The sequence below is a fragment of the Haladaptatus sp. HS23 genome (assembly GCF_056892285.1).
The window spans coordinates 90,066-106,609 of record NZ_JBXGLH010000008.1; the positions used below are offsets into that span (position 1 = coordinate 90,066).

Annotated in this window: 28 protein-coding genes; all 28 read right to left on the reverse strand. The window is 50.7% G+C overall.

Translation table 11 applies throughout. The features are described 5' to 3' along the window. Nucleotides 1-240: 240 nt before the first annotated feature. Nucleotides 241-936, reverse strand: a complete 696-nt coding sequence (locus AC1XDK_RS20270) for a hypothetical protein (protein ID WP_483351787.1) — start codon at nucleotides 934-936, stop codon at nucleotides 241-243. After that, complete coding sequence (locus tag AC1XDK_RS20275) at nucleotides 933-1,307, reverse strand: hypothetical protein (protein WP_483351788.1); 375 nt, start codon at nucleotides 1,305-1,307, stop codon at nucleotides 933-935. Before AC1XDK_RS20275 ends, AC1XDK_RS20270 begins: the two co-directional genes overlap by 4 nt. Nucleotides 1,308-1,547: 240 nt before the next feature. After that, nucleotides 1,548-1,850, reverse strand: coding sequence for a hypothetical protein (locus AC1XDK_RS20280; protein ID WP_483351789.1), 303 nt, complete (start codon nucleotides 1,848-1,850; stop codon nucleotides 1,548-1,550). Then, a complete protein-coding gene (locus AC1XDK_RS20285; RefSeq protein ID WP_483351790.1) occupies nucleotides 1,843-2,133 on the reverse strand; it encodes a hypothetical protein in 291 nt (96 codons plus the stop codon). The genes AC1XDK_RS20280 and AC1XDK_RS20285 overlap by 8 nt, the downstream gene beginning before the upstream one ends. Beyond that, nucleotides 2,130-2,786 (reverse strand): hypothetical protein, encoded by a 657-nt coding sequence (locus AC1XDK_RS20290; RefSeq protein WP_483351791.1) that lies wholly within the window; start codon nucleotides 2,784-2,786, stop codon nucleotides 2,130-2,132. The genes AC1XDK_RS20285 and AC1XDK_RS20290 overlap by 4 nt, the downstream gene beginning before the upstream one ends. A gap of 47 nt (nucleotides 2,787-2,833) precedes the next feature. Continuing rightward, entirely contained in the window at nucleotides 2,834-3,361 is a 528-nt protein-coding gene (locus AC1XDK_RS20295; protein WP_483351792.1) for a hypothetical protein, read from the reverse strand. A 197-nt stretch (nucleotides 3,362-3,558) separates the two neighbouring features. Beyond that, complete coding sequence (locus AC1XDK_RS20300; RefSeq protein ID WP_483351793.1) at nucleotides 3,559-4,932, reverse strand: RtcB family protein; 1,374 nt, start codon at nucleotides 4,930-4,932, stop codon at nucleotides 3,559-3,561. Further along, nucleotides 4,929-5,303: a hypothetical protein gene (locus AC1XDK_RS20305; protein WP_483351794.1), complete on the reverse strand. Its 375-nt coding sequence runs from the start codon at nucleotides 5,301-5,303 to the stop codon at nucleotides 4,929-4,931. The genes AC1XDK_RS20300 and AC1XDK_RS20305 overlap by 4 nt, the downstream gene beginning before the upstream one ends. Further along, nucleotides 5,300-5,605, reverse strand: coding sequence for a hypothetical protein (locus AC1XDK_RS20310; RefSeq protein WP_483351795.1), 306 nt, complete (start codon nucleotides 5,603-5,605; stop codon nucleotides 5,300-5,302). The genes AC1XDK_RS20305 and AC1XDK_RS20310 overlap by 4 nt, the downstream gene beginning before the upstream one ends. Before the next feature lie 55 nt (nucleotides 5,606-5,660). Continuing rightward, nucleotides 5,661-6,062 carry a hypothetical protein gene (locus tag AC1XDK_RS20315; RefSeq protein WP_483351796.1) on the reverse strand — a complete coding sequence of 134 codons (402 nt, stop codon included), beginning with the start codon at nucleotides 6,060-6,062 and terminating at the stop codon, nucleotides 5,661-5,663. Between the two features lie 44 nt (nucleotides 6,063-6,106). Beyond that, nucleotides 6,107-6,427, reverse strand: coding sequence for a hypothetical protein (locus AC1XDK_RS20320; RefSeq protein WP_483351797.1), 321 nt, complete (start codon nucleotides 6,425-6,427; stop codon nucleotides 6,107-6,109). A gap of 292 nt (nucleotides 6,428-6,719) precedes the next feature. After that, nucleotides 6,720-6,995 carry a hypothetical protein gene (locus AC1XDK_RS20325; RefSeq protein ID WP_483351798.1) on the reverse strand — a complete coding sequence of 92 codons (276 nt, stop codon included), beginning with the start codon at nucleotides 6,993-6,995 and terminating at the stop codon, nucleotides 6,720-6,722. Nucleotides 6,996-7,624: 629 nt separating this feature from the next. Beyond that, nucleotides 7,625-7,813 carry a hypothetical protein gene (locus tag AC1XDK_RS20330; RefSeq protein WP_483351799.1) on the reverse strand — a complete coding sequence of 63 codons (189 nt, stop codon included), beginning with the start codon at nucleotides 7,811-7,813 and terminating at the stop codon, nucleotides 7,625-7,627. A gap of 12 nt (nucleotides 7,814-7,825) precedes the next feature. Further along, on the reverse strand, nucleotides 7,826-8,119 hold the full coding sequence (locus tag AC1XDK_RS20335; protein ID WP_483351800.1) for a hypothetical protein: 294 nt from the start codon (nucleotides 8,117-8,119) through the stop codon (nucleotides 7,826-7,828). Between the two features lie 553 nt (nucleotides 8,120-8,672). Then, on the reverse strand, nucleotides 8,673-8,885 hold the full coding sequence (locus AC1XDK_RS20340) for a hypothetical protein (RefSeq protein WP_483351801.1): 213 nt from the start codon (nucleotides 8,883-8,885) through the stop codon (nucleotides 8,673-8,675). Next, a complete protein-coding gene (locus AC1XDK_RS20345; protein ID WP_483351802.1) occupies nucleotides 8,882-9,211 on the reverse strand; it encodes a hypothetical protein in 330 nt (109 codons plus the stop codon). The genes AC1XDK_RS20340 and AC1XDK_RS20345 overlap by 4 nt, the downstream gene beginning before the upstream one ends. A gap of 251 nt (nucleotides 9,212-9,462) precedes the next feature. Further along, the gene (locus tag AC1XDK_RS20350; protein ID WP_483351803.1) at nucleotides 9,463-9,696 is read right to left on the reverse strand and encodes a hypothetical protein; all 234 of its coding nucleotides are present in this window, start codon (nucleotides 9,694-9,696) and stop codon (nucleotides 9,463-9,465) included. Between the two features lie 243 nt (nucleotides 9,697-9,939). Continuing rightward, nucleotides 9,940-10,248, reverse strand: coding sequence for a hypothetical protein (locus tag AC1XDK_RS20355; RefSeq protein ID WP_483351804.1), 309 nt, complete (start codon nucleotides 10,246-10,248; stop codon nucleotides 9,940-9,942). Nucleotides 10,249-10,321: 73 nt separating this feature from the next. After that, complete coding sequence (locus AC1XDK_RS20360) at nucleotides 10,322-10,936, reverse strand: DNA N-6-adenine-methyltransferase (protein ID WP_483351805.1); 615 nt, start codon at nucleotides 10,934-10,936, stop codon at nucleotides 10,322-10,324. Then, entirely contained in the window at nucleotides 10,920-11,201 is a 282-nt protein-coding gene (locus tag AC1XDK_RS20365) for a winged helix-turn-helix transcriptional regulator (RefSeq protein ID WP_483351806.1), read from the reverse strand. Before AC1XDK_RS20365 ends, AC1XDK_RS20360 begins: the two co-directional genes overlap by 17 nt. Beyond that, nucleotides 11,198-11,410: a hypothetical protein gene (locus tag AC1XDK_RS20370; RefSeq protein ID WP_483351807.1), complete on the reverse strand. Its 213-nt coding sequence runs from the start codon at nucleotides 11,408-11,410 to the stop codon at nucleotides 11,198-11,200. The genes AC1XDK_RS20365 and AC1XDK_RS20370 overlap by 4 nt, the downstream gene beginning before the upstream one ends. After that, entirely contained in the window at nucleotides 11,403-11,798 is a 396-nt protein-coding gene (locus tag AC1XDK_RS20375; RefSeq protein ID WP_483351808.1) for a transcriptional regulator, read from the reverse strand. The genes AC1XDK_RS20370 and AC1XDK_RS20375 overlap by 8 nt, the downstream gene beginning before the upstream one ends. Next, nucleotides 11,788-12,117, reverse strand: a complete 330-nt coding sequence (locus tag AC1XDK_RS20380) for a hypothetical protein (RefSeq protein ID WP_483351809.1) — start codon at nucleotides 12,115-12,117, stop codon at nucleotides 11,788-11,790. Before AC1XDK_RS20380 ends, AC1XDK_RS20375 begins: the two co-directional genes overlap by 11 nt. Before the next feature lie 490 nt (nucleotides 12,118-12,607). Further along, nucleotides 12,608-12,961: a hypothetical protein gene (locus AC1XDK_RS20385; RefSeq protein WP_483351810.1), complete on the reverse strand. Its 354-nt coding sequence runs from the start codon at nucleotides 12,959-12,961 to the stop codon at nucleotides 12,608-12,610. Beyond that, the gene (locus AC1XDK_RS20390) at nucleotides 12,961-13,278 is read right to left on the reverse strand and encodes a hypothetical protein (RefSeq protein WP_483351811.1); all 318 of its coding nucleotides are present in this window, start codon (nucleotides 13,276-13,278) and stop codon (nucleotides 12,961-12,963) included. The genes AC1XDK_RS20385 and AC1XDK_RS20390 overlap by 1 nt, the downstream gene beginning before the upstream one ends. Nucleotides 13,279-13,660: 382 nt before the next feature. Beyond that, complete coding sequence (locus AC1XDK_RS20395) at nucleotides 13,661-14,470, reverse strand: ATP-grasp domain-containing protein (RefSeq protein WP_483351812.1); 810 nt, start codon at nucleotides 14,468-14,470, stop codon at nucleotides 13,661-13,663. Between the two features lie 341 nt (nucleotides 14,471-14,811). Further along, a complete protein-coding gene (locus AC1XDK_RS20400; RefSeq protein ID WP_483351813.1) occupies nucleotides 14,812-15,369 on the reverse strand; it encodes a hypothetical protein in 558 nt (185 codons plus the stop codon). After that, nucleotides 15,362-16,477: a DUF6884 domain-containing protein gene (locus tag AC1XDK_RS20405; protein WP_483351814.1), complete on the reverse strand. Its 1,116-nt coding sequence runs from the start codon at nucleotides 16,475-16,477 to the stop codon at nucleotides 15,362-15,364. The genes AC1XDK_RS20400 and AC1XDK_RS20405 overlap by 8 nt, the downstream gene beginning before the upstream one ends. Nucleotides 16,478-16,544: the final 67 nt, after the last annotated feature.

Below are 16,544 nucleotides of genomic sequence, written 5' to 3' on the forward strand. Positions count from 1 at the left end.
TCGGTCAGTCGTCAACAACAAAACGAACTTTGACCAACCATGCGAGGTGTTTCACACCCCACGAAGGTTGGGACGATCGAAGATGAAGCCTCCGACGCACGTCACTATTGCTCAAGAGATAGACTGAGCAACCGCGATAGTGACGAAGCGTCGAATGCTGCGTTCATCTGTGCGTGGTTATACAAAGGGGCTCCACCCCATATATAATTTCCCCTATATACGACAGATATCATACTACTCTCACGATCGTATGTTAGTCCGAAGAAACCACGAACACGATGATTCCTGATGGTAGAAGAGATCGAGGAAGGTATTGACCGCACTTTGACGGCATTCTTCCGGTGCGTCGATTAAGATGAATGTTTCATCCGGTTTTGATCGGTCACTCCCTGTTGCAAAGAGTTGACTCCGGGAATCAGGATGATAGATCACGTAGTGGTGGTGGATCTTCCGATATCGAAACGCGGAGTTTCGCAGCGTTTCCGTGATGATATATTCGAGCCGCTCAGGGGCCGCTGCCCCCGCATACTTCTCAGGAATCTCTTCTGTGTATGCGTCTCGTGGGTGGATCTCGATCAATTGATTGACTTTCAGAAATTCACCTTCCGAGATATCGTCGATAACCTTGGAAAGTGGCACGAGATCATTTAGCTTGTCTTCTTTTTCTTCGTTCTCCTGTTCCCTCGCATAATTCCGAAGTGTGTCTTTGAGACGAAGATGGACCATGTGTGATGGTGTTGTCCGATCATATTCATCCATAGCTGGGAGCTCACGAGTCTCGTCGAGAACAGATGAGATCACATCATGATCCGATGGCTCTGCTGCTTGTAGTTTTTCCACAGCCTCGTCCGAGATTCGATCAGAAGATTCGGCATGAGATACTGCATCCGCAAGTGAGCGTTCAGCAGGTGGCTTGTATCCTGGTGGCATCGTCATTTGTTTGTCTCCTGTAGGATCTCATTCTGTGGGTACTGACCAGCCGCTCTGAGAAGGGAGGAATGTGCACCGAATCGAATCTTGATCCCAGAGGGGAGCGAGAGTGTCTTGTTTTCTTCGTAGATCCGTTCTGCTTCTTCTACGGTCATCCCTACGACCCGGCTTTCCCAGTTTGGATGGTGTTCGAGGATCTCTTGGAACTCTTTCGGGTAGTGCTCTAGATTGGCCGCCATAAATCTCGGCGTCCCCTCGTCGTCGCGGATGATGTAGATCCAAACCATACCATCGACAGCATCTGTTTGGTACGGTGGCTTGGGCGTCGGATCGTCCACCTTGACGTTGACTTTCGGGAGTGTGCTGGTGTCGCTCATGATCTCACTGTCACCGTGGTTTCGAACTGGTGCAATTCGACGTTCATCTCGAAGTCATCGTGAGCGGTTTTGCAGGCGTGCTCTTGGCAGAAACTCACAGCCGCCAAGTAACGCGTAGCAGGATGTGACCAGTCACAACCAGAGCAGTTACAGGATACCTCATAGCTAGGGGCACCATCGGGACGGGTGCTATCAAGGATTGCAGCAAGCCCGATCGTCGCGCCAGGAAATCCCTGCAAGTTAGTCACTGGACTCACCACCGAACCGCTCAGGGTACATCTGTTGCATGATCTGATCCGATAACACGCCAGCGTGATTGAGACGAAGCATTTCTTTGAACGCCCGCTCACGACGCCGCTCTTTGCGTCTCTGTTGACGCTCCAAACACTCCTCGGTATGCTCGTGCTCTGATGCAAGGCCCCGAATGCGTCTTCGTGCTACTTCACGAGCCGCGGGAGAGTCGATCTGCCCGAGGACTTCTTTTTCGATTGGTGTGCAGATCGGGCAGGAGGGCGACTCGGCTGCGGATTCGATTTCAACCATCATGGTCCTCCGATGGCTGAAGGCGAATGCTTAGTCGTCTGTCTGTCCTGCTAATACGGTCAAGATTGAGTTGCTCTATATCAATTGCACCCATGTACTCGGTCTGAATCGCAGAGCGGATCGATTCACGCAACTCATCGGAAGCAGAGACACGGTGATCCCATTGGGGGCCGTTGTAACCGACCGTTTGACCCGATGGGAGATCGATCTCCTCTAAGATCTCATCGACCACGTCACTGTCGGCTCGAATATCGAGGACGACTTCACTTGGATACTTTTTCATACGTCGAATTTTCGGTTACCGATCGTCATTTCCATTTCTTCCCAGTCGAGGTTAGAGAGTACCAGGGGAACTTTCTCCGTTGTATTCGAGTAGGGTCCATCCCCTGGCAGATCTATCATTAGCTCTCCAACCATTGGTCCGGCTCTGAAAAACTCCGAGATGAGCCACCCAGTCTCCCCATTTATTGGGAGGGAGAATTTGAATTCTGATTGAGATTCACCAATGTGATTCTGTTTTCGACGGGGCCGTCTGATTATTGCCCCAGGTGAAGCGGGGAAATCATCCAGTCCTATTTGGATATACTGCTCACCGGTTCTACTAACAATCTCTAGCTGGACGTTGACGTCGTCCAGATCGATGTCAGACCCATCATCGTCAGATAGATCGATTAGACTGTCTGGTGCGTCATTTGCAAGCTCAATACCAGCGGTGAATTCTACGTATTCGTGGTCAGAGATCACAACATATGGGTCTCCCTCGATACGTATGGACCGATGTGGCTTTTCTCGCTCGATTTCATACTCCACATGCTCTCCTCTCTCCTCAATGCTGTCCGCGAGGTCACGGAATAGTTCGGCAAGAGATTGTTGATCGTTTTCTGGCTCATCATCGTCTGAAACCATGCTTGAACTGTGGTAATCTTCGTAATTCATGTACTGTAGTTTCGGGTTAACCGTGTTCTTAACGTCATTTGAGAGGACTACGCATCAACGAGCGTGAGTTCCATCGCTTCCCAATCGACATCTTTGACCTTGAGAAACCCGTTCTCGTTTCTCTCTGAGAATGCTCCAGGCCATGAGAGGGAGAGATCACCATAGATGGCGTGATTACAGAGGCTTGCAGTCACGATGAATGAAGTCTCTTCGGAAAGAGGTATGGTGAATTCGATTCCATTTGCATCAGGATGATGGGAAGTCCCGCCTACTTTCGGAGTCTGCGATCTCTTGAAAACCCGTTCTGGAAGGTCGTCATCAATATCGATATTCACGATATAGATATCGTCGCTGCCTTCCGTCGTGATCTCTAAAACGCCTTCTGAGACCGACTCACTTTCTTGATCAAGAGTCGATTCTTGTACAACGTTTTGTGAATCGTCGTATTCGAAATTGAATGGCTTCTCGAGAGTTTCGAGAGAAATGGTTGGTGTGTCATTGTAGTCGCCACGCAATCGAAGTTCCGTATAGTCATTCACGTTGATATCGACGCCTCCATCGTCTTCTTGACTCACCGTGACGATGAAGTTCCCAACCCACAACATAACCCGTTCGAATGGTTCATTCCCCCGTAGATTGATTGAGAGACGATTCTCGTGGGTCTCTGAGAGTCTTGGTTTGAGAAAGTGAATTGGCTGAGGCCCTGGTGGATGTCCTGTATCGGTCATCGATACGAATATGCGACAGAGCCGGGCTCTTAACGATGTCCGGCCTACGGTTTGAAGTTGATTACAGGTTTCAGTCGATCGACGATCTCGGCAGTCGGCTGGATCTGCTGTTTGATCAGTTCGACTGACTTGTACGCGTCTGGTACCTCATCCGTCGGCACTGATGACGAGAAGATCCCGTCATCTGCCATTGCTTCGCGGACCTCCGTACTATCGAATTCTTCTTCGGCCCAGCCACGAGAGCCGAGACGTCCACTCCCGTGTGGTGCAGAGTAGTTGTACTCTGGGTTCCCTTTTCCACGGCAGATGAGCGATCCGAATTGCATATTCATCGGGATAACGAATTCCTCGCCTTGGTGAGCTCGCGTGGAGCCTTTTCGGATCATCCCATCTTCGAAGTCGACGTAGTTGTGTGGTGAGTTGATCCGTTCACAGATGTCCGCGCCCAGTACTTCAGCGACGGCACCGACCATCTGATTCCGATTGCACTCGGCGTACGTTTGCGCGAACACCATGTCCCGTAAATACCGGATCATGGGCGGTCCTTGGAGGTAGTCGAGTTTCGTATTCCGGTGGCTATCCGGTTGGAACGATTTGATTTCCTCTCCTAGTTCGCCGATCGCCTCTCCGTCGTAGTCCGCCTTTATCTTCTCCCAATCAGGTGAGCCGTCTTCGAGGGCGTACTCTCGATGGACGTCGTCCATCTGCTCCCACTTGACGTCATTCTCACGTTGCTCGGTGGCTTTATCCTGCCAATGGGACTTGACGGCTTGGCCAAGGTTTCGAGAGCCGGAGTGAACTATGACCCACAGATACCCCGTTTCCTGGGAAGCAGATAGTTCGACGAAGTGGTTCCCACTCCCTAGCGTCCCGAGTGACCGGAGAACATACTCGGGGTCCGTACCGACGCGTTGGCACAGATCGGTGAAGAACGAGTCATCGAATTTCCAGTTGTGATAGGGGATTGCAGCCCCAACAGTATCGGCAAGGTCGAATATCCGATTATCTGCCTTTGTGGTCGGATACACTTCGAGGAAGGGGTTCGGTTTGTCTTCGTGAACAACACCAGTCCCCATTGGAATCTCCGACCGGACCTGTTCGTCGATCTCTCCCAGAGATTCATCTTCAAGGTCGTCTACAGTCATCGAGAGTCGGGCTGCAGTCATTCCACAGCCGATGTCACCCCCGATTGTATTCGGGACGACTCGGTTACCAAGCGCCATCGAGAATCCCACGATCGCCTGAGGTCCCAAACCACCGTGACAGTCAGGTTGGTACTCGATTTTGTTCTGGAACGCTGGCGCATTGACTTGTTCCTGGATCTCTTCTCGCAACCCGTCTTCTACTTCTGATTCGGGGAGGTGGACTCGTGCAGTCGTATGCTCTCCGTTGATCTCCATCGACTCTGGTTTACTCACTGCATTTCCCCCGTAGACGTTGCCAGTTCTCGATAGATTGGCTTGAGCTGTAGCCGTTTGAGTCCCCATCGGCCGGTTTCCGATTCTTCAATCTCGGGAATTTCGTCTGCGAGAATACCATAGAGCGAAGAGACCGTTTCCTTCTCAAGAGTTATCTCGGAGTCGTCTGGCAGGATCTCACGAACAATTGCTTTGATTTGGTCTTTCTGGAAGCACGTACTCCTGTCTGCGTAGAACCGATCATCATCGATCCCGACCTCGTGGCAAATATGCCGGCGAATGGTATTCGTTTCAGCGTACTTTAACGGTGCGCCGTCAATCAACGCTTCTTGTGGTTCATCACCGCTCTGGCTTGTAGCTGCCTGACTCATTGAAAGTCCTCCGGAGCAGGTCGGTTCTCGTACCGATCTTGGTCTGCCGTCTTCATTTCATGCTTTGCTCCGGCCATCCGTCCGTGCAGTTGCGGGATCTGGTTATTGATATCCTGGGAAGTCTCTTGGATCATTCCACGGGCGGTTTCGATCGTCGTCGCTTTATGTGGCGCTTTCTCTGCTGCCTCGTTGAGGAGCTCGAGCGCTTGTTTGAGCTTGTTGACGGCTTGTTGGGAGTCGTCCAAGGTGGAATTGTATGCTCGGAAGTGGTTCTCCTGCGTGGTTCGCTGTTCTGCTTGCATTGGTTCTGTCCTCACACCATGCTTAACTGGGCATGGTAAAAAAGATTGTGGTCTGTTACTCTGAGTTGATTTCTGACTTCACAGCAAGAGAATACGCACGTCGAGCCCATCGACGATCCTGATCCTTCTCTACCCTCCCGAGCTCATCGTAAGGCACCATACAGTCCTTCCATCGTTCAGTGAGTTCGTCTGGGAGATCTTCCCGCTCCATGAGATTCTGTGCCCAGTACATCCATTGTCGATGTTCTAGTTTGGCAAGCTTCTCGATAAGGTCGCTATCATCTCGATTTGGATGTGGGACGCACTTTCGACAAAGGAAGAGTTTTTCTACAATATATTCGTTGGGATCATCGCCAAGATGGCTGAACTCTTTCTCGTGAAGCTCACTAAGCTCCGTTGTTTTGCCGCACCCTGAACAGGTGTAGTGAGTATTCTCGGATTGTCCGGTGTTACTCATATAATCCACTGAATATTACTCGTGTTCAAAAGGATATTGGATAGTTAGCGGTCAAGAATGTCGTTTAATTCCCCGACATACTCAGATGCAAGCGCTGCCGATCTGCGTCGTTTGAAGATTGCTTCGGCTTCCTCTTTTGACCGAGCATTGATACTCACAAATGTTTCTTCTTCTGGATCCACCCAGACGCGATAAACGTGAGTTTCGGAGAAGAGTGGCGGTTCTGTGGCTACTTGATCCGAAAAGGGCTCTTCCGACACGCTCCCCAGGATCCCTACCTCCACCGAATTCTGGCCCGCTCTGTACATCTTTTCGGCATGTTCCAGTAACCAATTAGCCATCTGTGTTTGTTTGGTACCCGCCATCAACCAGTTCGACCCGATGGTCGTCCATCAGAAGATCCTCTAATTCATCTTCGGACTCTGGGACATCGTCGAGATCGAATGAACCATCTATTTCGTGGTCTTCGCTCAACAAGGCAAGTTGGACATCTTTGACTGATGGTCGTGATGATTTCCGTCCGTCTGCACGGACGTCGAAATACACACAGTTCGTGGGAACGGGCGATTGCCCTAGATATTCCCGGTTTTGAATCGATTCTACAGCAGCGTCGATTATCTGTTGTGACGTGTCTGTCATAGGTTGCCGATATTGTGCTTATTCGGTCGACTTCTCTTCGATGGCGATCTGTGTTGCGTTCATGAACCCTCGAATCTGAAGACCTTGCGCAGGGTATCTCATGTGCGGGAAGTTGTCGTGTTTCTCTTTTATTATCTCGTATGAGTTTTCCAATACGTCCAGGGGTAAGTCCTCTTCCTGCAACTGCTTCAGGGTATCCAGTTCCACATTTGTCCCCTGCAGCTTCGATTGGAATTCTTGTTCTTCAGATTTCTTTTCTTCTAGTTCGTCGATCCGCTGTTGTATCTTACTCATAGTTTGTTGGCTTGTTTATTCACCGCTCTCTGCCAGTGGTACGTCCTTTTTAATCCTTTCAGTATCGATTTGTTCCCCACACTCAACACAGTGAGTCTCTTTCCAAAACACTAGTCGGGCAGTTAACGTCGGTGTATCGCTGCAAAACCCGATCGGTGAATATTTAGTTTCGTAATCGTCGTGATTACATGCTCTCTGTTTGCGTTTCTGTTCTTTGTTTGGTTGATACTCATTTTTGTAATAGCTAACTGTCCCTGCAAGGGCCAATAGACGCATACTCACGATTATTACGGTGTTTTGCATGGTTTGGTCTATAATACGGCCGCCAATCCCCATAGCAGGAATGCGTATAGCAATGCGATAGCGACCAGTACCCATCCCATTGATCTTGGACGTTTCGGGCAGTAGTACGTATGGCCACAGGGGAAGTTGTTTATCTGTCCATCCGGAGTCATTTTACATCTCATGTAGACAGGGTATCCACAATTCGAACAGTGGTCTATCTCTTCAGTGAGTGCTGATGGCTCCATCACCCGATCACCTTGTGACCGCACTTTTTGCACGTGTATCCGCGCCTGAGATCGCCATCGACATTGTGCCCAAAGACGAGATCGAACGAACCACATTCTTCACAGAGCATGGTTCTCCATCTCCTCGGTTGGATTCTCGGACTGGGCGTCCCACCAAATGATTGAAACAGACTCACAGTCGCGTTTCTCAAGCATTTCGCTTGTTTCGTGGTTGTCGATCAGTGTCACTAACCCATCGTTGGCACTACATACCGATTTGAAAAACACAATCTCGTTGTTGTCTGCCATGGTCTCAATCCATTACTCTGACCAGACGTCTCTCGGGTCGCGTGGTTTCTTACCTACACCAACGTCTCTGTACTCTGGATCGGCAATATACGTGTAGACGACCCAATCTCGTGACCAGGCTATGACGTTATCGCCGTGCCCAGATGAGTGAAGAGGTTCCGGTAGCTCATCAACTGATTCGAACACACCCTCTCCTTGAACGTGGATCGCTTCGAAGTCTTGATCGAACTTATCGAGGGTTGCCCTCACATCGATTATTATTGGTCCGCCTACGTCTCTATCAACAATCGTTCTTTCGCTAATCACGGGTCTAGTACTGACCGTCGTTATCGGGGTTCTTCACTTCATCGCTCCTGCAAATTCGTAGGACCATCCCATCCAACAACATCGTTCGGTTTCACAGTCTATGTAGGCACCCACAGTGTTGGCTTTAAGATCAGAACCACACTCCGGACATTCTTCTTCCTGTGCTATCTCTTTCGCTCGCTCGTGGTCTGGGCGTCTCATCCTCGATCACCATCAGATATGTCTGAGGTCGGGTCACAATCCCAGACAACTGTGTTGCATCGGTCGCAATGTTTTGCATATTCTGTGTCTTCCCATGGGAGGGATACTTTTTCAACGATCCATACGTGGCCAAAAATCCAGCACATTATATCGTGAACCAACATCGTTCTACACTTCCCGTCCTGGATGACAGATCTTGTCGAGTTTGATATCCCTTGCACGCTTCCGACACTGATACGCTATTTTTCGAGAATGGATTCGTTGCCAACCCCTACTGTATTCCCGATACATCTTCGTCTTCAGATCTTCTTTCCTCGCACGTTCGATATATCCGTCTGCATTCTGTAGTTCGTTATTCATCATTCAACCACGTTGCGTAGCTAATATCGAGTATCTCAAAATCACACGGGCACTTTTCGGAGACCTTCTTTCTGATTTCGTCCTCGTCAGCTGGTTCTGCCTTAACCAGTAGCGAATTGCTATCTGGAGGAGACGGACCATATCCATCATAGACGTGAACTGGAAACGAGAGGACCACTTCATACCAGTCTTTGTCATCGGTCATTGTATTCTCACCAGTACCTGTGACGGATTTTTAACGAATCTTGCAAGCAGGGGTGCAACGACAAACCCTGAAAGCAGAATCCCTGAGAAGATGAATAGTACCCAGAGTGGTAGTGCGATAACCATCCCTGTGTCACCAAGTAGGCTTGCAGCTGGTATTGCAGCAAAGACTGCTGCGGATGGTACCACCATTCCGAACCCAATACTTGCCAAACACCACGGGTCTTTGTATCCAACTTCTTTTGATTCGGAATACCCTATTAGGAGCACTCCGATTGAATACATCCCTCCACTAAGTACCAATCCAGCTGTGTAGTTTTGTATCATCTCTTTGCACCTCGAACGGGAGTGATTGCCAGATAGCAACCGCATTCCTCACACCTTGGTTCTCTCGCAAGCCAACTTGCCGGGTAGTCAGACAGCCTATGTTCTCCTATCGAGTAGGGGCATCCACTCCGGTTTTCTTCCGGGCACACAACCCAGACAGTCGCTTCATCAAGGATTGCCCTGCCAAGATCAACAACACTCAGTTCATCTAATGAATGTGGTTCTGTCATTGTTCTATCACTCTTAATGGTTTAGTCAGTAGTGGGTTGCTTACCCGCCAGAATTCTCGACATTGGCTTGTAATTACCTTCCAGCATTTGATGGTTCGCATCGTTGAAGACTTCGAGGTCGTATTTCTTTGGTTCGGCATCATCTGGAGGATACGTCCCCGTGAATACTGCAACGCTGCCCTCATCGTGATGTTTAACCACACAAATTGCGTCCCGATATATTTCTTGTTTATTGTCATGGTTCTTCCCACCCATATTCGGATAATCTGTAGTCATTTCATATACTTCTCTTCATCAATAGATTCGTAATCTCGTTTCTCCATTGATTTTCTAATCTCTTCGATTGCTTTTCTCTCGCGTTGTGATTTTATCCAATTTCGAATTTTACCGAATATTCTACGTACTCTTGCCATCATAATCCACGAGTGGATTTGCTTTCATGTTTTGATTATTCCGCAAAGACCCGTGAGGGAGTCGAACCCTCATACTCCAACGGGGTTAGTCTTTCAATTCATCAACGCGCCATGCATCACCACTTTCGAGGTCTTCAAACCGTTCATCCCACAGCGGATCCGAGGGTGTCACTATATCCAAATCCCATTCTTCAACCGAACTTCTCTTCAATGCACGAATCTCCTCGAAAGTCCCGTCACTGTTTACAATTTCATCGTGGTTCTGGACAGTTGGTTGTCCATCCTCGTTATTCTCGATTTCGAGGTCTGCGTCGTCTTCATACGCTACCATCAGCACGGGAACGAGTTCGTCTTCTTTTGCTTTGCTCATTGTTTCACAGCGGTAGGTCGCCACCCAATCCCTCCCGACGAATCGAACGTCAGTACGCCAACAAGGGGTTTGGTACTCATTTGAGTGAATAGGTCGTTTATACCGCCAACTCGGTCTGTTCGGTCATCTGTACACGATCACGCGAAGAGAACATCGCACCCCACTCATCGAGGACTTCAATGAGTTCGTCAGGCACGTCCCCGTACACCGCTAAGAGGCTGGCGAATGGGGCAGTCGTGGGGCGCTTCTCGGGGTTCAGGAACGACAAACGCCCCTCGATGAAGCATAACAGATCTGCGTCCAGTACGTACTTATGGAACCACTGAGGCGATGTGCGAACGGGAATGAGAACGACAATGCAACCAACGTCGTCACGTTTCACTTCGTTTACGCACTTTCGAACCCACGGCCCGATGTCAGAATACGGCGGATTTACCCAGACATTTCCAAACCAAGCTTCCGAAAGACCATCGTCGTCTTTCGAAAGCGTGGAGTCTGCAAGTGCCGATTCTTCAGCCCCGCTGCACGGATCTAAGTCGAATCCACCGACAGCGTTCTCAATGGGTCGAAAGAGTTCTTTTGGAGTCCCCCATTCATCGGTTGATTCGTCGGGATCGAATCGTAGGAAATCATCGTCAGAAGTACTATTGGTATCCTCAGCACTATCTACCAGTTCTGTTTCACCTCCCGGTTTCTCAGTAGGCTTTTCCATTTTCTTGACCTCCAGTATCGGTATTTCCTTCCTCGGGAGTGGTTGCACGATACACTCGTTTTCGGGCGTCTCCCAAGACCGGACGTTTCTCTGCATACTCGGTTTTACACAATTGCCTCGTCGCTTTCCGAACACTCTTTTTGCTCATCATCGACGAATCTGCCAGCTCTTGGACCGTCATCCGACCATTGTCCTTGAGTATGTAGTGGATCAGACGCACGTTGATTGGAAGTGCTTCGAGCGTAGCACTCTCATCGCGCTTCAAACCAATCCCTCCATTCTCATGTGGCGAATCGACGATAGAAGTGCTCTGGCGTTCTCATTCGTGTACTCGCCCTTTGCTCGGAGTGTCAACCCTTCATAGTGGACCTCTGTACCATTCACTTCCGCGTTGCTAAATTGCAGGCGTAGCAAATCACGCAACGGTATCGTCTTTCGCCACGGTTCGATTCGCCCCACGGACTGCTCAGTCATCAAAATCCTCCGGTCGTGGAGCGTCCTCACACGCTTTGATATGTGGCGGTTTCTCCAGTATGTCCCACATCATTTCGACGGTATCCTCGGCTTTTAGCATCCCGTAGGTGTCCATCAGCTCTCGACCCTTGTCGGACAGACGGAAGAACTGAAGCGGCGAATCACCATCCCAATCGTCCATCGACAGTTCGACAGACTCCACAACACCATTGTCAGCAAGCGCCCCGAGATGTTCAATAATCTCCCCACGGGTGAGGTTGGGGTTAGCGTGGACCAGTTCGTCCATCGATGGTGCTTTTTTCGAGTGCCCCACGATGTCTTGGAGGATCACGAACCGATCTGAGTCCTCTCGGATACATTCGATAGCTTTCTCCGTCTCAGACGTCATCGAACATCACCTCGAAACGCTTCTTTAGCCTTGCTTTTTTGCGAAATTCGAATGCTATCTCCCGAAAGAACGCATAATTCTCTCGTCCATTCTCCTGTGCGTATCGGTCGCTTTGCTTCGCTGTCCTAAGATACACACCATATTTCAGGCCTGCAACGTGTTTTAGCGCTTCTTTGAAGCCTTCAACGGGGGACCCACAAAATGGGCAATCACCGTCGTTCTCTACCGCTTGTCCAAACCCAAAGGATTCGAAGAAATGCCGGCAGTACCATCCACCGTCTTCTTTCGGGTGAATTGGCGGCCCCTCCGCCTCTGCCATATCCCAACGATCAACGACCATTTAGAACGACCCCCATGTCTCTCGCGACGGCGTTACCTCGAATTCCTCTGCAACCGTGGCTTTTCCTTTGTGGTCCTCACACGCCCACACTGGTGGGAGCCACGAGTACATTGCTGGTTGATACACCCATCGTCCCCACTCACCACAGACAATACACTCATCACGCTGTTTTTGATGATGTTGCCACCGTTCTTCGTCATAGTGATTCTCGAGAGTGTAGTCTTCAAAGCACTGTGCTGCTTCCTCTTTCGTGTCGTGGGGTTCGTGATCAACACAGTACCCTATCGGTTGTATTCTTGACCGACGCTTATTCGTCATATGGTACCCGGCAATATCGTCTTCGTCGTAGTCGTCTTTCGATGCACCGTCTTTCAGGAGTGGTCGGATCTTTTTGTGGTTCATCGGTGGCTAATTGGGATCTCCTTTACAGGATTCCGCCTGCTCGTCTGGTTTCTGTGCACGTCCATGGTTAGTTCTCACGAGAGAACACTCGCGACAGGTATTGTCGGAATGTTGTGTCCGATCCTGCTAGTTCTTCCGCTTCGCGGTACGCTGCCGGGATCTTTCGGAACTTAAACCGTGCGAGCCCAAGCGCAACGCCAGAGATTCGCACTTTCCACAGCGGCGGTCGTTTCTCTTGAGGGTTAACATCGTAACCACGGTACATCCGGTTAGAGACCCACGTCCAGCCACGGATCCAGAGAGCCACGAAGACCGCAATCGAGACCACCACTATAACGAACATGGTGACGATCGCAAAGAGCGCGACGACAGCTTTGCCGATGGATTCGTACGGCAAGTCCTGTACGAGTACATTGGACATTACACAATCTCACCCTTGTTGTACGTGATCAGATTGTAGTCATCGCTCTTGTGATGGTTCACATGGTGATTTGTTTGCGTTACCACGACAATCTTGGAGTCTTCCTCTTGAAGGATGAGAACGATGTTCTCAGGCGTGAGCAAATGGAATTCACGATCTGTGTGTCTCTTCGAAAACAGATGCCCACGGCACTCACGAATGGCTGATTTGATCTGATACGGCTGGAGATATCGGAACGCTTTCGATTTTGTGGTATGCGTTATGGCGATCTCTTTTCCATGGAGACGCTGGAGCACATCCACAGATTCCGGAGTCATAGTTTATGCCTCCCTGGGCCTCCAAAGCGGGGAGAAACACGAGCTGGTGGACTGTCAAACGCTTCTCGAAAGTCGTCCGCCCGGTCCCACATGCAACTTTGAGAGCAGATCGGACCATTGCCTTCTTTCTGGAGTTCCATATTCACGTCGCCTCTCGTAAGCTCTCCAGTGATCACCCTGTCTTGTCCCCATTCGTCACGGGGTTTACTACAGGCGACACACTTGTCTTGATCTCCTTGCGTCTTCATATTCTCACTCGGCATAGACACTCACCTTTCCCCCTGAATCAAAGCGTATCCACGACTGAGGAGATCGCTCGTACCATGCTTCGATAAGTACTGGACCGATCCGTGCTCGAAACGAGTGGCCGTATCTGGTTGATTCAATCATCTCGAATTGCCTCCGGTTTCACGCATCCATCTGGGTGCCAGCTCGCCTCACCACGCGCCATGTCGATGCAGTACCACTCATCGGACTCCGTTAATGCAAAATCTACCGACCAGTAGCCGTCTGTAAACACGTCTGCGACCGTCTCGGCCATCGACTCAACAATTCGAGACTGCGATTGGCCGAATGCTTCATGACGCGCCGTCTGTAACCGAACCTTCCAGTCATCGACTAGACCACCACCACCGTTATGACGTGAATGGTGTTCAATCGCATCCTCCGGCCAGTAGAAACCGATTGACTCGATCTCTCCTTCGTAGAGAAACACACGAACCTCCGGAGCAATCGGTGTATGCTCGAACGCCGTGAAGTATTCCTTGAGGTCGAGCCACTCCCGAATCGCGAGGTGAGTGAACGGCAAGCCAACGAATCCTGCCATGTTGTTGTGCCTCCCGACTTTGAACGCATGGTCTTTGAGGTGGTCTTCGTCAAGACTGGTGACTCGAGAAGCACTCGCCATGCTGTGCTTGTCGCTTGCTTGGTCTGTTCGTATGAACGCCGGAGGACCACCAACTGCTTCGACGGCGTCACAGAAATCGTCAGTGTCTGGGAGTGGGACACCTTCGCTAATGGACGTCGCTTCGTCCCAGGTCCGGAGTGTTATCCACTCTGTTTGTGGTACCGGTACGCCGGTCGATTCCAAGCGTGGGAACCAGTATCGCATACTGGACTGTTGGCGAATTGATGTTGGGTCTGTCGCCGTCTCGTCTTGGCGTTCAAAGGATTCCACGGATTGTTCACTCATCTACAACCAACCCCTCGGAGTACTCGTCTTCCCACATCATTGGATGAACATAGGCCGCAGCGGGGCCATCGTCGTCCGACGGATGGAAACAAACGTGATGCACGCTGCCCATGTCCATCCGATTACGGCTACTGATCACACCCGATAGCCCCACATGGTACGGGCCACCACAGCAGGGGCACGGCTCTGGTCCCTGCATAGGACGCTTATTTGGTTCATTTGCTCGAGTTGAATCGGGCGCACCAGTACCATTAGAATTGTCTCCTTCGGTATTTGGCGGTGCATCGGGATCTACGCTACTCGGTATCGAAACTTCGTTTGCCGATGGGATTCGCGGATTATCACTCATTGTCTGTCTCCGGATTGTATACTAGCGACGTTTCAAGCACGTTCTCAACAAGACGGACCACTCGTTCAAACGTCTCAAACGATAACGAATCCTCTCGCTGGAAGACTGTCACCCCGGCCGTGCTAATGTTGAGATTACAGAACTCGTTTTGATCGTCGTCGAATACCTTCGCTGTGTAGCTGAATTCGTACCAGGCTTGTCCGTTCTTGGCGAGTACGTCAATGCACGAAAGCTCAGACCCATCCATTCCTTGTTCGATCTTGTATGCGTCTGTGATGTCGGGTGACTCGTCGTAGTCGAATTTAGCAGGTGATACGGATGGTACGGTCACCTGTTCGGAGACCTCGACGAATCCGTAGTCAAGCTGGTCGTATGCTTGGCGTAGAATGCTCTCTTCGGGGCCACTATTGCCTCGGTCCTTCGGTGGCCCTCGTCTCATTACATCATCGTGGCACTGTGGACAGTGCGGGTGTGGTGGCGGGCGTTCATACCCACTCCAGATATAACCGCAGGCAGGGCAGTGGTATATGTCGTCTTCCGATTTACTCATTTGAATCACCTCCGTCGGTAACGACATCGAATCCGAGTTGCTCGGTCGTCTCGGGATTGAGGGGTGTTCGCTTCTGGCCGCCCGAGTTTGTCTGGCAGTCCTCACAAAGCGGATAACTACCAAGACCGGTATCGTGTGTCCAGCCACCACACCTTGCACACTGGTCTGGGCTACAATCTGGACAGGTGACTTCACCACCGTACTCGTCGAGCTGCACGTCCGGTGGACTCCCTCCACAGTGCTGACACTCGTATGTATCGCCACCAAACGACGCGAAATCGTATTGTCGACCGGCGTCGTCACGCTTGTTGTCTAGACGGTCAACGGCATCGCTAAGCCACGCCATCTGCTCACCGATTCCCCCGGCGTCGATCTCTTCAAACAGGAAGCGTGTCTCGACGGGAAGCGTATACCCGCTGTTCGGGTCTCCGACCATCTTCGCAATCCCATTCTCAAAGACGCCTCGGTCACGGAGTGCATTTGTGTACTTCTGTCCGGCGAGGACGAGAAGTGTATTTGCTTGATTTTCCCATGGATTCATGTCTCTGTCACGGTATCCCGAAATCCACCGTGCCACTCCGTACGCAACATCTGTTGCCCATTGATCCATCTCGGTGACTATCTCTCGCCCATCTGGGCGTCGTCGACCCATCGAGTTTTCGACCCAATGATCTTCATTCGCCTCATCGTCTCCAAGATCATCGATGGTCGTGTCATAGGTCGTGACGGGTTTCCAGGTTGGGAGCAAGTCGTGTTCTGCAGAGAGAATGGCCCACGGACTCGCGCCATCATCACGGTCTTGTCCCCAGCGCGTGACGGTTTCTGCAAATTCGCGTTTTACGGCGAAGTACGACGAAGTATACAGATCTTCGGCACGCCATGCGGGCCCACTTGTTTCGACACCGTTCTCGTAGAACGTTTCATCGGGCCCAACGGTTGCTTCGTGTACATCGACAGGGTCTGTTGGATCTCGTTTGGCGCTCCCACAGCCGACAAGCACGAGCGTACCATCAAGGTAGATCTCGTCGAGAGCAGCGATTGTCGGGTCTGCGTCCCCAAATGTGATCTCATTTGTGGGGGAACGAACCCTTGTCCCGTTAGTTGACATCGTGACCCTCCGTCTGACTCGAAGATTCACTATCGACGCTGTATTCTTCACTAAGTAACACTGGAGA